Source organism: Paenibacillus sp. 23TSA30-6, from assembly GCF_014858585.1.
Lineage (GTDB): Bacteria > Bacillota > Bacilli > Paenibacillales > Paenibacillaceae > Paenibacillus.
On sequence record NZ_SLTL01000009.1, the window covers coordinates 1 to 14708 of the forward strand.

13 protein-coding genes are annotated in these 14708 nt (G+C 46.8%); 4 read left to right on the top strand and 9 right to left on the bottom strand.

Annotated features, from left to right (window positions below; genetic code table 11):
• Positions 1-934, bottom strand: a 934-nt coding sequence (locus E0698_RS10070) for a transposase (RefSeq protein ID WP_337916196.1), incomplete at its 3' end; no start/stop codon positions are given.
• 330 nt (positions 935-1264) lie between these two features.
• Here E0698_RS10070 and E0698_RS10075 point away from each other — a divergent pair.
• A complete protein-coding gene (locus tag E0698_RS10075) occupies positions 1265-2137 on the top strand; it encodes an arylamine N-acetyltransferase family protein (RefSeq protein ID WP_134910531.1) in 873 nt (290 codons plus the stop codon).
• A 106-nt stretch (positions 2138-2243) separates the two neighbouring features.
• Here E0698_RS10075 and E0698_RS10080 read toward each other — a convergent pair whose 3' ends face one another.
• Together E0698_RS10080 and E0698_RS10085 are read right to left on the bottom strand one after the other, a co-directional pair.
• Positions 2244-3260: a globin-coupled sensor protein gene (locus E0698_RS10080; RefSeq protein WP_192511472.1), complete on the bottom strand. Its 1017-nt coding sequence runs from the start codon at positions 3258-3260 to the stop codon at positions 2244-2246.
• 242 nt (positions 3261-3502) lie between these two features.
• Positions 3503-5398 carry a PrkA family serine protein kinase gene (locus tag E0698_RS10085; protein WP_134910533.1) on the bottom strand — a complete coding sequence of 632 codons (1896 nt, stop codon included), beginning with the start codon at positions 5396-5398 and terminating at the stop codon, positions 3503-3505.
• Between the two features lie 282 nt (positions 5399-5680).
• Between E0698_RS10085 and E0698_RS10090 the strand changes: the two genes are divergently transcribed.
• Entirely contained in the window at positions 5681-6511 is an 831-nt protein-coding gene (locus tag E0698_RS10090) for a DUF2161 domain-containing phosphodiesterase (RefSeq protein WP_192511473.1), read from the top strand.
• A gap of 72 nt (positions 6512-6583) precedes the next feature.
• Here E0698_RS10090 and E0698_RS10095 read toward each other — a convergent pair whose 3' ends face one another.
• On the bottom strand, positions 6584-7837 hold the full coding sequence (locus tag E0698_RS10095; protein WP_134910535.1) for an aminotransferase-like domain-containing protein: 1254 nt from the start codon (positions 7835-7837) through the stop codon (positions 6584-6586).
• Positions 7838-7887: 50 nt separating this feature from the next.
• Positions 7888-8544: a response regulator transcription factor gene (locus E0698_RS10100; RefSeq protein WP_134910536.1), complete on the bottom strand. Its 657-nt coding sequence runs from the start codon at positions 8542-8544 to the stop codon at positions 7888-7890.
• Positions 8545-8828: 284 nt separating this feature from the next.
• On the opposite strand from E0698_RS10100, the gene E0698_RS10105 reads away from it, so the two are divergent.
• Together E0698_RS10105 and E0698_RS10110 are read left to right on the top strand one after the other, a co-directional pair.
• Positions 8829-9236, top strand: coding sequence for a hypothetical protein (locus tag E0698_RS10105; RefSeq protein ID WP_044647467.1), 408 nt, complete (start codon positions 8829-8831; stop codon positions 9234-9236).
• Positions 9233-10300, top strand: a complete 1068-nt coding sequence (locus E0698_RS10110; RefSeq protein WP_192511474.1) for a phosphodiester glycosidase family protein — start codon at positions 9233-9235, stop codon at positions 10298-10300. The genes E0698_RS10105 and E0698_RS10110 overlap by 4 nt, the downstream gene beginning before the upstream one ends.
• A gap of 97 nt (positions 10301-10397) precedes the next feature.
• On the opposite strand, the gene E0698_RS10115 is transcribed toward E0698_RS10110, so the two are convergent.
• The 4 genes from E0698_RS10115 to glnA form a co-directional block, all read right to left on the bottom strand.
• Positions 10398-10643, bottom strand: coding sequence for an AbrB/MazE/SpoVT family DNA-binding domain-containing protein (locus E0698_RS10115; RefSeq protein ID WP_014280616.1), 246 nt, complete (start codon positions 10641-10643; stop codon positions 10398-10400).
• A 370-nt stretch (positions 10644-11013) separates the two neighbouring features.
• Positions 11014-11478 (bottom strand): tRNA (uridine(34)/cytosine(34)/5-carboxymethylaminomethyluridine(34)-2'-O)-methyltransferase TrmL, encoded by a 465-nt coding sequence (gene trmL / locus E0698_RS10120; RefSeq protein WP_134914376.1) that lies wholly within the window; start codon positions 11476-11478, stop codon positions 11014-11016.
• Positions 11479-11680: 202 nt separating this feature from the next.
• Positions 11681-12772: a 3-phosphoserine/phosphohydroxythreonine transaminase gene (gene serC / locus E0698_RS10125; RefSeq protein WP_134910539.1), complete on the bottom strand. Its 1092-nt coding sequence runs from the start codon at positions 12770-12772 to the stop codon at positions 11681-11683.
• A gap of 327 nt (positions 12773-13099) precedes the next feature.
• On the bottom strand, positions 13100-14524 hold the full coding sequence (gene glnA / locus E0698_RS10130; protein ID WP_134910540.1) for a type I glutamate--ammonia ligase: 1425 nt from the start codon (positions 14522-14524) through the stop codon (positions 13100-13102).
• Between the last annotated feature and the right edge of the window lie 184 nt (positions 14525-14708).

A 14708-nucleotide genomic window follows, 5' to 3' on the forward strand; every position in this document is an offset into this window, starting at 1 on the left:
CTGAATAGGCTGCATCTCCAATCACCGTTTCCACTTTCATTCCTACCGCCTTACTTTTTTCAATCAAGGTTTGGAGTTGCTTGCCGTCGTGTTTTTCCCCGGTGGTAATTGTTGCCGCTGTTATGATTCGCTCTTCACTCATAGCGATGTGGGTTTTGTAACCAAAAAACGAGAAGTCCACACTTTTGTGACCCCTTTTGGCATCGGGATCCGCAGACGTTTGCAGATGCTCCACATCGTCGGTGACGGTTTCTTTCAATAAATTCAACGGTTCTGTAACCTTCGGCAGTCCGGTAAATCGCCCATCCTGTTCAATCACAGCGACCAGTTGCTGGCTATACTGGATTTCATCTTCTAGGACATCCGTGGCGGGTTTGGCGGGAAACTTACTTTTCATGGATTCATCCAGCGTGTAGATGGCCTTTCTGAGACGCTTGGAACGTTCCCGTAGCACGGCTTGCGGTGTTTTTTGAGTGTAGCGGGCTTGGGTATGAGTTGCGTCCACAATAATAGATTTACTGTGAATAACGCCTTTTTCGATGGCGATTTCCACCGTTTTGCCGATGAGCAAATCTAACAACTTCATACCTTTGAGTCGTAATTTGCGAAACTTGGTGAGTAGACTGGGATCAATGACAGCTTCTTCTGGAGCCATATGCAGAAAAAACTTGAATGACAAATCCGTTTTTGAGCGCTCAACCAGGTCGATGTCAGACAAGTCAAAGATGGACTTGAGTAGCAAATATTTAAACATCCGAACCGGATCTACAGCTGTACGTCCGTTGTCATGACAATAGTTGTCATGCAGTTCCTCATACACAAAGCTAAAGTCCACCAGTTCGTCCATTCTCCGCAACATATGATCTTTGGGGATGAGTACATCGTAAAGTTCTGTATACGGACTCAACAAAAAGCTCTGCTGTTTCGGGAGCACAGGGATCACCAACCTTGGATAAGATACTTCAATTATACCGAAAAAAAGAGACAGACTCCTCAAAAAAAATGAGGAACTGTCTCTTTTGGTGAGCTGGGGGACTTTTTCAGTGGCCTCCTAGCGAAACGGTCTGTTTTTTTTATGTTCTGACAACTATCTTTGGTAAATCTGCATGCCACTGAACCGAATCCACTGGCTGATTGTACCGGTACAATCAAAAGTTTATAGCATTGTAATCAATACGCCCCCCCTTCTACAATGATGCTATGACTCAAGGATCATTTATTCCGAAAAGAGAAATTGAGAAACTAACAATAGAGGTGACTGTATATGTACATCATGACAAAAGAAGAAATAAAGGCTTATCTAAACAGGATCGGAATTCAAGACATTCAGCCTCCTACCCAATCCTATTTATTTGAGCTGCATAAGGCCCATGTGAAACATCTTTCGTGGCAAACGGTGGACATTTTTGCAAGAAGGCCGGCAGCCATTGGTTTTCAAGAATCAGTTCAACTTATTTTACAGGGTAGAAGCGGTTATTGTTTTCATCTGAATGGTGCCTTCAGCGCACTACTACATTCACTGGGCTACAAGGTCAGCCTGCATCGTGCCGGGGTTCAGCCTTTAGGGGCAGAGCCACGCATCAATTCATTTCATCTTGGGTTAACCGTGAACTTGCTAAATGAGCAGCACGAAGATGAAGTATGGATTGTTGATGTCGGTTTAGGCGATATGCCATATGAGCCTGTTCCACTCCGTATGGGCACTTATGAACAAGCTCCTCTTCAATATAAGGTTACAGAGTCCGGGGTTGTTGCAAAAGGCTGGCGGTTAGAGCATGATTCGCTTGCTTCATTTGTCGGCGTTGATTATGACCCTACGGTTGTTCGGGATTTGGAAGAGTTTATGCCAAAACATCATTTCTATAGCCGCTCAGTGGATTCCCCATGGTTCAACCTGTTTCTGATTCGGCAAAGACAAGCATTAGAGACGAATGAACTAAGAGGCTGCATTTGGAAAAAACACGGGCTGAACGGATTGGAAAAAATAGAGCTGGATCATAAATCGCAGTGGCTGGAAGTGTTGGCAGATGTATTTGGTGAGCCGCTTGTTAACTATAGTCACCAGGAACGGGACGAGTTATGGAAAAGAGTATTTGCGGCTCATACTGAATGGAAGAAATCAATCATTTCCTTATAAGTATTACGCTCTTCCTCGGTTGCGTTGATTGGACCGCCACGGAGGGGGAGCGTTATTTTCCTCAAAAAGCTCTCCCCGGGATACAACTCATTCTATCCTCTCACACCTACATCATTTCGCTGGAATGCTGAAGCGTTTCCAATTCCTTTACCATATTTTCGATCAGCTTTGTAAAGGAAGCCAATTCCTCGGAACTGGAAGCCTGTTGTCGGGCGCTGGCTGTGGTAGCAGCCGTTTCGGATTGCACACTGTTCAGCATATGGGCAATATCCAGTACCTTGCGCTGAATTTGCTCCTGCGCCTGCTTGGAATTGGATGCCAGCTTGCGTACTTCCTGCGCCACAATCTGAAACCCGCGTCCTGCTTCCTGCGCATGTGCTGCTTCAATCGCCGCATTCAGCCCCAGCAAATGCGTCTGATCCGACAGCTCGCGAATCGTGCCGCTCATCTGCTCAATATGCTTGATCTCATCGCCCAACTGCTGTACCAATTCTTCCGTATGTTCCTGCGAAGAGGCCGTTGTACGTGCACTATCTGCAATGTTATCTGTATTTTCACGTAATTCAGCAATCATACCAGTCAAATTTTGAGCAATTCGGGACACAACGGTTAATACTTGTGTCTGCTCATCGGCCAGTTCGTTAATTTGCTCCTTTTCCTTCTTCTGATAGGCTTCCAGCACAAGCTGGGAGTCCAGATTGAACATTTTGGAAAGAGCGTGAACAATCGGATACCAATCGTCGATCCCCGAATGCTTCAAAATATCTACTGCAATGTCCAAGTAAGTTATGTATGTGCCCAAATAATAATCCGAGGACAAGCCAATGCGTGAATGCACCTGCCCTACAAAAAGACGGTGCTCAATAAACGGCTCATCTATTTTTCCATCTGCCAGAGAAAGCCAGTATTCTCGTTGTGTTTGCTTTAATCGTTCAATATTGGACCATTTGGAGATAATCGACATGAGATGCGGGACCTTTTCCACATGATCATAAAATCGATCCACCACCTCATCCACAATAGATTGGAACAAACCCTGATGGAGATGCAATAAAGCCAAATCATCATCCGTGATTCCAATATATTGAATCTGTTTTAATCTACTTTCAGCTACATCGATCATAAGGTTCCTCCAAATAAATAGTTTACATTCATTTAACATTACCATATTTTTCGGCGCATTTTTGGAAAATGTTATAAATTAGTGGATTCATTGTGACTTTTCACATATCAATGATGGACAAGCACCTGAAATAACTCCTTCATGATAAAAAAAGAATCCGATAGCAAGCACTTGAAACTTACTGTGCATGCTACCGGATTACTCCACCCTCTTGCTCTTGCTAACCTTAAGCTTACCGATTTTTACCGATTCAGCAGACTGCCTACATACCGAAGCAGGTCGTTGGCGCTGGCACCTGTATAGCCGTGTTCCTCAATCAACCGCTTAATCACCTCATTCATTCGTTTGAGCTGATTAGCATCGGGTGTTTTGGTCGAGGTCGTAATTTTCACAATATCCTTCAAATCAGCGAACAGCTTCTTCTCAATCGCCTCTCTCAGCCGATCATGATGATGATATTCGAACTTACGCCCCTTGCGTGAGTAAGCGGAAATTCGGATGAGAATTTCTTCGCGGAACGCCTTTTTCGCATTTTCCGATACCCCAATCTGCTCTTCGATCGAACGCATCAGCCGCTCATCCGGGTCGAGTTCCTCATCCGTAAGCGGGTCGCGGATTTTCACCCAATTGCAGAAGGCTTCGATGTTATCCAAATAGTTGTCGAACAGCGTCTTGGCTGATTCCTCGAACGAATACACAAAAGCTTTCTGGACTTCTTTTTTCGCCAGCTCGTCATACTCCTTACGGGCCACGGAAATGAAATTCAGATAGCGCTCCCTTTCTTCCTTCGTAATAGAAGCATGCTGATCCAGACCATCCTTGATAGCTCGTAAAATGTCCAGTGCATTGATGGATTCTACATTTTGCTTAATGAGCGCACTGGAAATGCGGTTGATGACGTACCTTGGATCTACCCCGGACATGCCTTCCTCCAGAAACTCACTTTGCATTTCCTTCAGATCGGCTGTCTTGTAGCCTTCCACCTCTTCGCCATCATACATGCGCATCTTTTTGACCAGATCCATGCCCTGCTTCTTCGTCTCCTTCAAGCGGGTAAGCACGGAGAAAATAGCAGCCGTCCGCAGCGCATGAGGGGCGATGTGAATATGCTTCATGTCGCTTTGTTCAATGAGCTTGGCGTAAATTTTTTCTTCTTCCGAGACTTTAAGGTTGTAAGGAATCGGCATCACGATCATCCGTGATTGCAGAGCCTCGTTCTTTTTGTTTGCGATAAAGCTTTTATACTCCGACTCATTGGTATGGGCAACGATCAATTCATCTGCACTGATTAACGCAAAACGTCCCGCTTTAAAATTACCCTCTTGGGTCAGTGACAGCAAATTCCACAAAAACTTCTCATCGCATTTCAGCATCTCCTGAAACTCCATCAGTCCACGGTTGGCTTTGTTCAGTTCTCCGTCAAAACGATACGCGCGTGGATCGGATTCCGACCCATACTCCGTAATCGTAGAAAAGTCGATGCTGCCCGTCAAATCGGCAATATCCTGTGACTTCGGATCCGAAGGACTGAACGTACCGATGCCGATCCGATTTTCTTCCGATATAAACACCCGCTCCACGCGGACCTTTTCAATATCTCCATCAAATTCTGTGCGTAATCTCATCTGGCAGGCTGGGCACAGATTGCCTTCAATCCGCACCCCCAGCTCTTTCTCAAAATCCGGACGCAGCTCATGAGGAATGAGATGAAGCGGATCTTCGTGCATGGGGCAGCCTTCAATGGCGTATACCGCTCCCTGATCCGTCCTCGAAAATTTCTCCAGACCGCGTTTGAGCAAGGTGACCAGCGTGGATTTACCTCCACTGACGGGTCCCATCAAAAGTAGAATACGTTTGCGCACATCGAGCCGACGGGCTGAGGAATGGAAGTATTCCTCCACCAACTTTTCAAGCGCACGGTCCAATCCAAAAATCTCCTGCTCGAAAAATTTATATCGCTTATGTCCCCCAGCCTCTTCTACACCAAAAGATTCAATCATCTTGTAAACCCGTGCATGAGCGGTCATCGCCGGCGTCGGGTCTTTCTTGAGTATCTCGATATACTCTCTAAAAGTGCCGCTCCAGGCCAGACGGTTGTTTTCCGCCCGGTACTCCGCAACGCGTTCAAAAATATTCATGCTAGGTTCCTCCTATGACTGCGTAATGACTATCCTCCACTCCGGATGGTTAATGGCTACACTCGTCCACGCCTTTCAGGATATGATGCAATCCTCTTAAAAAAAGTGTAATACATACCTATGCAGATTGATTTCAGAATTGACCTTTTTTTTGCGACAGGTTCCCTGCCTTTTCGAAAAACAGAGAGATACACTGTGCTAAAATATACAACAACGACGCGGACCTGCCGCATTATGGTACAATATAAGCTCGGAATAATGGGATAAAGGAGCGGGAGAAGCATGGCGGTTCGGCATGAGACGGAGCTGTACGCTCCGATCAAAGCCTTTTTTGAGAGCTCGGGATACGAAATCAAGGGAGAAGTGCGTAACTGCGATTTGGTGGGAATAAGGCCAGAACAGCAGGAGCCACTGATTGTGGAGATTAAAAAGACGTTCAATCTGGCGCTGGTGCTGCAAGGCATGCAGCGTCTGAAGCTAAGCAGCAATGTTTATGTGGCGGTGGAACGAAACCGTGCGAAAAAAGGGGCTGTCAATCAGCGCTGGAACGAGCTGGTCGGACTGTGCCGCCAGTTGGGGCTGGGCTTGCTCACCATCACCCATTACAAGACCAAGCCGCCGCTCGTAGAGGTACTTTGCAAGCCTGCGGGTACGAACGGTGGTGACCGCAAAGCGGCGGCAGCCCGCCCCGGCTCGCGCAAGGAAAAGCTGCTGCGGGAGTTTCACGCACGCAGCGGCGACCACAACACTGGCGGCAGTACCCGGCGCAAGCTGGTCACGGCCTACCGAGAAAAAGCGCTGCGCGTGGCCGCAGCCTTGCAGGGCCTGGGGGAAGCGGCCCCGGCGCAGCTCGCCCGCACAGCAGCCGTCAGCGGGGCCGCAGCCGTGCTCCAGCGCAACTACTACGGCTGGTTCGAGCGCGTAGCCCGGGGCCGCTACAGGCTAACCCCGTTTGGCGAAGCCGCCCTGAGCGAGTATGCGGCGGTGCTGCAAGAGCAGGGCGCCGAAACGGCCGCTGGCAAGGCCGTAGAGCCCAATGATCGCGGCGGACAACGCCTGATCGCGGAAGCACCAGCCGCGTACTCTGCCGCCGCGAATGCAGACGATCTCTGAAAATCCTGCCGCTTACTTCTGGCGCCACGACTGCCGGAAGTATGCCACAGCAAGTAGATCGTTCGGCCCCTGCTAGCTTCGCGCAGTGAATTCACTGATCGTCTCACCGATCAAGTTCATGCCCATGAGTAGCTGCTCGCGGCCCGGATGACTGAAGTTCAGGCGGATATGGGATGCGCCTTCGCTGCCAACCGCGCACAACTCCCCTGGCATAAAGGCTACACCTTTGGGTAGAGCCGCCTTTAGCAGCAGTGCGCTGTCCAGCCCATCGGGCAACCGAACCCACACATACATGCCGCCGGACGGAATGCGGTACGTCACGTCTTTCCAAAACGGGCGCTTGAGCAGCTCCAGAATTAATTGCAGACGTGTCGAGTACTCTTTGTTCAGCATGGCTAAATGCTCGTGCCATTGAAAACGCGAGCTGGTCAGCAACTGGAACAGGAGCCGCTGGTTCATCGTACTGGACTGCATATCGGCCAACTGCTTCAAAGCGTACATACCTTCGATCAACGGGGCGGGGCCTGCCGCCCATCCGGTTCTCAGCGCAGGCGCAACCGTTTTGTTGAATGAACCGATATATAGCACCTGGCCGCCCTGCCCCGCATGATCCAGCGCAAATAGCGAAGGATAGGCTTCTGCAAATTTCCGGCTTTGCCCATACGGGCTCTTGTCGCCGGATTCATTTTTTTGTTTAAAATGAAGTTCTCCATAAGAATCGTCCTCAACGATCAACACCTGATGACGCCTGCACAGGTCCAAAATCTCCTGACGTCTTGCCGCGCTCCATAAGGAACCGGTCGGGTTCGTAAACGTGGGCGTAGCAAAAAAAAGCTTGGGATGGTGATGAACGATTAAGGCTTCAAGCTGATCGGGAAGCACACCTTCTCCATCAGATTCTACGGGAACGATCTGCGCTCCCTGCATCGACAGCACTTGCAGACATCCGGGCGACGTCGGATTTTCGACCAACACCGGGTCGCGTTCATCCACCATCAGCCTTACAATCAGGTCAATGGCCTGCTGACTGCCTGTTGTCAGGAGGATTTGTCCTGGTGGTACTCTAACTCCTTTGCGCTGTTCCCACTCTCCTGCAAGCCACGCCCGCAAAGGAAAATAGCCCTCCGGTTCACCATACTGGAGGGCGTCAGGGCCGGAGCCAAACACATCATGAGCCGCTTCTTCCAGCAGCTTCACCGGAAAAAGCTCTTGTGCAGGCAATTCTTCAGCCAAAGATATAAAGGAGTGTCTTCTCGCATTTTCCCGGATATGACGCACTGGAGAAGCCAACATTGCAGCCGTTCGTGAAGCAAAGGAATATTGCATGAACATCCTCCTTCTGCTGAAAAATAGGTCAAGGCTTCCGGGCTGGCGCGTCAGGCATATAGCTGCTTGGTCTGACGCGCATACAAGGCATAACGTTCAATCGCCTGTGCTCGGCTGGACACGCCCAATTTCGCATAAATTTTACGTAAATAATTATCAATAGAGCGCCGACTGACTTCGATCTCAGTAGCAATTTTGTCATATGTAATTCCTTGTACAATACGTTCCATAATAAAAACTTCAGTTTTTGTCAATTCGTCAAAAGGCTCAGAAGCCATTAGCGGCATAAAAGGCCAGTTTCCACAACGAATCCAGTCCATCGGTAACGAAGCAAATCCTTCGCGCAAACCGTTGATCAGATGGATCAACTGGCTTGGTGACGCCTGTTTGGATAACATTCCATTCGCTCCCAGCGAAATCAGCTGTTGGAAGAGCGTAATATTATCCTCATCCGTCATAATAACAATATGGCTGTCTGGAGACAAGGCCCGTATTTGTGTTAGAAACGGTTCCGCCGTCCCCTCAGGCAATCTGTAATCCATTAAAATGATTTCCGGCCGAATGGAGCAAGCCAATTCCAGACCTTCCGTTCCGGAGGAGGACATCCCTCTGACAAGCAAATCCTGCTGGTCTTCCAAAATAAGCTTTGTACCCAGCATGCTTGTAGGATGGATGTCTATGATGACCACCTGCCATACTTTTCTCATGTCTAAACCTCCTGATTTCACAAAAAATACATAAAAATACATAGTTAGCGAAAATGAATCTATAATTTGGGGTTGCATATGTAGAAATTGCGCAAATATGAACGTATAAGAAGCGAAAATCGCTTAAGGAAATTGTATCCTAGGACTTCCTTCCGTTGCAATCTCTTTTTCCAAATAATTTTATGCATCTATTTCGCTTTTGCGAAATAAATAGGCCCATGATAGAATTGGAACTGCAAAATAAAGACTGGAAATTTGATTTTACACGGGAGTTGAAAAATCGCATGCAAGCTTCACCTGAACACCCTCCTGCCGAATCCCGGCGGGGCACTTCAAGAAAGGGGATGCCCGTAAAGGCTTTTCTGCTATTTTGGTTCCTGCTTATTATACTAGGTGCTCTCGCAACCTATCTGTACAGCAATCATTTGAAGCAGGAAATGTTGAACGAAATGCAAACCCATACGAACCAGCAGATTCAAGCTCTCAAAACCGACTATGAAAAACAGTTGGCTGCGCTTTCCAAGGAAGTTAACGGATTAGAGGGCAAAGTGCAGTCCTTCAATGAACTGCTGACCTTTACCAAGGATAATGCAAACAATAAAACCGACAACAGCAATAAGCTTTACACCCAATTGAACGAAGTTAAGCAGCAGCTCAATACACTTCAGAAAAAAATGGACCTGCTGAAATGAATATGGATACAAAACAGGTAAATCGTTTCTTCATGTTGGCCCTTGCTCCTTTTATCGGTTTGTTGGGGTGTGTTTTGTTAATTCATCCCACATTTAGTTTTTCGGGGTCTACTGTCCCGGGTCTGCAAAAAGCCGAGGTCGTTCTACAAACGCAATCCGTAGGCAAGCAGCTCGATGAAGCCAAACAAACGGCAACATACACCTTGTCTACTATTCGCCGAACATCGGAACTGTACAAGCAAACAACCCAAACGATGAACCAGCTTGTCCAAACCGCCTCCACTCAATCCAAGCGTCCCGAAAAAATCTATGATCGACGCATCACCGCCAAGCTCGGGGTTCCCTATGAGCGGGTAGACAGCAACCGGATTACTATTGAATTGTTTAAGGTGAACCCGGGGATTTATCATGGCTATGCCATGAAGGTCAAGCTTAAAGATCCTGCCGCTATGAAAATGTCTCTGGGGAGCGACAAACTGGGCGGCTCTGAAACGACCATGCGTGCTGTCCTGAGACACGGAGCTGTCGCTGGCATTAATGCAGGCGGCTTTGCGGATGGAGACGGCAAACGCTATCCATTAAGCACTACCGTCATGAACGGCCATTACCTGACCGGCTTTCAGTCCAGCTTTAAGGATTTGTCCTTCGTTGGAATGAATAACACCGGCAAGCTCATCGGCGGCAAGTTTTACAGTCAAGGCGCTCTGGACAGCCTAAAGCCTGTCTTTGGAGCTACCTTCGTTCCCGTTCTGCTGCAAAGAGGCCAAAAGATGCCTATTCCAGACAAGTGGAAGGTATCGCCTAAACGGGCCCCACGTACAGCCATCGGCAACTATAAAGATGACCAACTACTCATTATTGTCGTAGACGGCTACAATGAAAGCGGGGGTTCAGGCGCAACGTTGGAAGAACTACAAGGGAAAATGTACAATCTCGGCGTTCAGGATGCTTATAATCTGGACGGGGGCGGCTCCTCCTCACTCATCCTGAACGGTAGGGTCGTGAACAAGCCGTCGGATGGAAATCTCCGTCCGGTCCCTACTCATTTTTTGTTCTATAAATAGGTGCTTATCGTTTACAGCATGTAAACTACGCTTGCTTTCTCATACTCTATAAGAAAAAAAGCATCACGAACGAATGTCGTGATGCTTTTGCCCCATTTTAGGAGTACTGTGTCATTTCCGTCAAACATTGAGCACAAATATAACGGTCTTTAAAATTGTTCACTTGCTCAACTGATCCGCAGAATACACATTTCGGACGATAACGCTCCAAAATAATATGGTCGCCCTGAACCAAAATTTCGACAGGGTCTCCCTCATTCATTTGATATCTTTTGCGTAGTGACTTGGGCAAGACTATTCTCCCCAGCTGATCAACTTTACGCACCACACCGGCAGGTTTCATCGTGATCGTACACCTCTCCTATTCATTATACTTGCAATTTCTTCCCTGCGAAAAACTAGGTACAAAGACACTATTCTTTATGTAGTATTCGCTGTCTTTTTGTCGAATCCTGCTGATCACAGGAAATTTTATTACATTTTCTCATAAAATCATGAACCATATCAAAGTATGGTACAGAATGTCTGTAATATTTTTATCGACCGGAAAGTCCAATATCATTAGCTTTCTCTGAGGATTTTACAAATTAATGATTATAAACTTATTTTCAAACGTTACGTCAGGTTCATCTTAACAACAAAGGCGTGAGGCTTGATTAGCAACTAAGGTCCTGGTTCTTTATTCGTAGTTATGCTTGCTCACTTGATATTATTCATGATAAACCCGGAAAATCCATTTGCCGCAACGCTTCATATACGATAATCGCAGCGGAATTCGACAAATTCAGCGATCTTACTTTATCTGACATAGGCATCTTGATGCATGTATCCGGATTAGCCGCCAGAAGCTCAGTAGGCAGCCCTTTCGTTTCTTTGCCAAATACCAGAAAGTCTCCATCCTGAAATGCAATATCACTATAACGCTGATTTGCTTTCGTGGTGGCATAAAAAAAGCGACCTTCCTGGTACTTCTCCTGTACCTCAGCAAAAGATTCATGGTATTCAATGTGGACCGCATACCAGTAATCAAGTCCAGCCCGTTTTAACGTGGCATCGTCGGTACGGAAGCCCAGCGGCTTTACCAGATGCAGATGTGTTCCGGTAGCAGCACACGTTCTGGCAATATTCCCTGTGTTAGCCGGGATTTCCGGCTCAACAAGCACAATATGTAATGGCATCACGTTTCGTTCCCTTCATGTTTGAACTGAAAAAATTTACACATTCTATTATTTTAACAAAATCGGCGGGATATGAACATCAAATGAGAAAAATTATCGCTCCTCACCACTAAAAGCCTTCCCCTATACACATTCAGGGAAGGCTTTACTTTGGTTTTTTCGATTTCCAACATTCGTGTATCGAAATATATGTCCGTTACAATCAGCTATGACGCTGCTTAAAGCTATCCATAAACTCGGCCAACGCTTGACAGTTCTCCAGCGGAACGGCATTGTAGATCGAAGCGCGAAGCCCTCCTACACTGCGATGTCCCTTCAGACCGACGAAACCGGCCTGCTCGGATTCCTTAATAAATTGCTTTTCCAAGTCCTCATTTGCGAGGCGGAAGGTCACATTCATAATGGAACGGTCAGCGACGTCTACACAACCACGGTAGAAGCCTTCGCTGCCGTCAATACGGTCGTAGAGCAAAGCAGCTTTCTGCTGGTTGATGCGTTCAATACCTTCCAGGCCGCCTTCTTCCTGAATCCATTTCAGTACCTCGTTCACCATGTATATAGCAAAGGATGGAGGTGTATTGTAGAGAGAGTTATTTTTTTGATAAGTGCTATAACGCAGCATCGTAGGAACGTTGTCCGGTGAAGATGTTAACAGTTCTTCACGGGCGATCACGACCGTTACGCCGGAAGGACCCAGATTTTTTTGTGCTCCAGCATAGATCAGTCCGAATTGAGTAGCATCAAACGGCTTGCAAAAAATATCACTGGACATGTCCACAATCAATGGCACAGAACCGGTATCCGGGAATTGCTTGAACTGTGTACCTTCAATCGTCTCGTTGGACGTAATATGCACATAAGCAGTATTGTCAGGCAAGTCCAAAGAATCCACATTCGGAAGACGCATATACTTCTCATCAGCGGAAGATGCAGCAATATGAGCCTTGCCCACAAGCTTGGCTTCTTTATAAGCCTTGTCCGACCAGCTACCTGTCATGATATAGCTTCCTGTCTGTCCTTCGTCCAAGAAATTTAAGGGCAGCATAGCAAATTGCGTACTGGCGCCTCCTTGGAGAAATAACACCTTGTAGCCTTCTGGATTGCCTAGCAGAGATAACAGACGTTCCTGCGCTTCATTGTGAACAGATTCATACACAGCTCCACGGTGAGACATTTCCATAATGGACATACCTGTTCCCTGAAAATCTACGAATTCAGCTTGTACACGTTCCAGCACTTTGAGCGGCAATGCCGCTGGTCCTGCATTAAAATTATAGGCTCTCTTACTCAACAAATTCCCATCCCTTCTCTACTCTGGTGCGGATATTATCGCTATGATAGCAGTATTCATATGAGCGTTCAAGACTTGTTAAAAAATGTTTCCGATTTCATTTATGATGTGACAAAGATGTGAATGTAAGTATATTCAACATCTTAATTTTGTGGTATTTAATTTAATATTAAAAGGTCCCCGGCTTAAAAACCGGAGACCTATCTTGAACATTAACCGTTACCATAGGCTAATGGCTAATGGTTAATGTTCAAGGCAGCTATGCTGCTTGTTTTGTTAGCTAATGTTTGTTATTCAAGGTAACCATGCTGCTCATTTTATTAACTGCTATTAGCAGTCAAAATACAGGCTGTATTCGTGCGGATGAACACGGATGTTAACCGATTTAGCTTCAGAACGCTTGAGCTCTACATAGTTATCAATAAAGTCCTTCGTAAATACGTCGCCTTCTGTCAAGAACTCGTAGTCGGCTTCCAGAGCGTCCAGAGCCTCATCTAGCGAAGCAGGAACACTACGGATTTTACCTATTTCAGCATCGGACAGCTCATAGATGTTCGTATCAAGTGGACCATATCCCAATTCGATCGGGTTCAGTTTGCGCTTGATGCCATCCAGACCCGCCATCAGCATTGCAGAGAAGGCCAGGTAAGGGTTAGCTGTGGAGTCCGGTGTACGGAACTCGATCCGACAGCCTTTAGGCGTAACAGCCGCTACTGGAATACGGACAGCCGCAGAACGGTTACCTTTGGAGAATACCAGGTTAACTGGAGCTTCATAGCCTGGAACGAGACGCTTGAACGAGTTCGTACTTGGGTTCGTCAAAGCGATCAGCGCTGGTGCATGGTACAGGATACCGCCAATGTAATGAAGGGCCAGTTCGCTCAGGTTAGCGTAAGCACCTTTTTCGTAGAACAAAGGAGTGTCTCCATCGAAAATGGATTGGTGAACGTGCATACCGCTTCCGTTGTCTCCAAAGAGTGGTTTTGGCATAAATGTGGCCACTTTACCGTATTGACGAGCTGTGTTGTGTACAATGTATTTATAAACAAGCAGATTATCAGCTGTTTTCTTGAGTGTATCAAAACGGAAGTTAATTTCCGCCTGACCTGCCGTAGCAACCTCATGGTGATGGCGCTCAATTCTCAGACCTGCTTCTTCAAGCAAACGGCACATTTCACTACGGATGTCTTGTTGGGTGTCTACTGGCGCTACAGGCACATATCCGCCCTTCACTCCCACTTTAAAGCCCAGATTTCCGCCCTCTTCCTTGCGATTGGTGTTCCAAGCAGCTTCTTCGGAATCCACGAAAAAGGAGGAGCTGTTCATACTGGTCTCATAGCGCACCTCGTCAAAGATGAAAAATTCAGATTCAGGTGCAAAGTTAACTTTCGTACCTACACCAGCAGTTTTCAGGAATTCTTCTGCTTTTCTTGCAATGCCGCGAGGATCGCGGTCGTATTTTTCGCCGTCTGGCGTAGCAATATCACACAGAATATTCAGTGTAGGATGCTGAGTGAAAGGGTCGATGAAAACCGCTTCCGGATCGGGCAGCATAACCATGTCGGATTCCTCGATGCCACGATAGCCGGGAATGGAAGAACCGTCGAAAGCAACACCGTTAACAAATGTTTCTTCATCTACTTCGGAAGCTGGCAACGAAATATGGTGAGCACGGCCGGACAAATCTACAAAGCGAAAATCTACCCACTCAATATTATTTTCCTGAATTGTTTTCAATACATTCTCAACGGACATGTCTTCTTCCTCCCAATTTTCCGAACATTAAGTCTTATACAACCCTGAAATGTTCATGATCGAATGTTTTTTCTGTCGTCATTATAAATCTCAAACATGACACGGGTCAATAGCTATGTAAGGTATTTTTTAAACTAATGTTAGCTATGCTTACGCTCTTGATAACATTTGAATAGCACAAAAA

What these genes read in the sequence shown, in the direction of transcription:
- E0698_RS10100 (WP_134910536.1), bottom strand. Translation starts at nt 8,544, where the DNA reads ATGAGAAAAGTATGGCAGGTGGTCATCATAGACATCCATCCTACAAGC.
- E0698_RS10110 (WP_192511474.1), top strand. Translation starts at nt 9,233, where the DNA reads ATGAATATGGATACAAAACAGGTAAATCGTTTCTTCATGTTGGCCCTT.
- E0698_RS10115 (WP_014280616.1), bottom strand. Translation starts at nt 10,643, where the DNA reads ATGAAACCTGCCGGTGTGGTGCGTAAAGTTGATCAGCTGGGGAGAATA.
- E0698_RS10080 (WP_192511472.1), bottom strand. Translation starts at nt 3,260, where the DNA reads ATGATCGATGTAGCTGAAAGTAGATTAAAACAGATTCAATATATTGGA.
- trmL (WP_134914376.1), bottom strand. Translation starts at nt 11,478, where the DNA reads ATGCCATTACATATTGTGCTTGTTGAGCCGGAAATCCCGGCTAACACA.
- glnA (WP_134910540.1), bottom strand. Translation starts at nt 14,524, where the DNA reads ATGTCCGTTGAGAATGTATTGAAAACAATTCAGGAAAATAATATTGAG.
- E0698_RS10075 (WP_134910531.1), top strand. Translation starts at nt 1,265, where the DNA reads ATGTACATCATGACAAAAGAAGAAATAAAGGCTTATCTAAACAGGATC.
- E0698_RS10085 (WP_134910533.1), bottom strand. Translation starts at nt 5,398, where the DNA reads ATGAATATTTTTGAACGCGTTGCGGAGTACCGGGCGGAAAACAACCGT.
- E0698_RS10095 (WP_134910535.1), bottom strand. Translation starts at nt 7,837, where the DNA reads ATGCAATATTCCTTTGCTTCACGAACGGCTGCAATGTTGGCTTCTCCA.
- E0698_RS10105 (WP_044647467.1), top strand. Translation starts at nt 8,829, where the DNA reads ATGCAAGCTTCACCTGAACACCCTCCTGCCGAATCCCGGCGGGGCACT.
- E0698_RS10090 (WP_192511473.1), top strand. Translation starts at nt 5,681, where the DNA reads ATGGCGGTTCGGCATGAGACGGAGCTGTACGCTCCGATCAAAGCCTTT.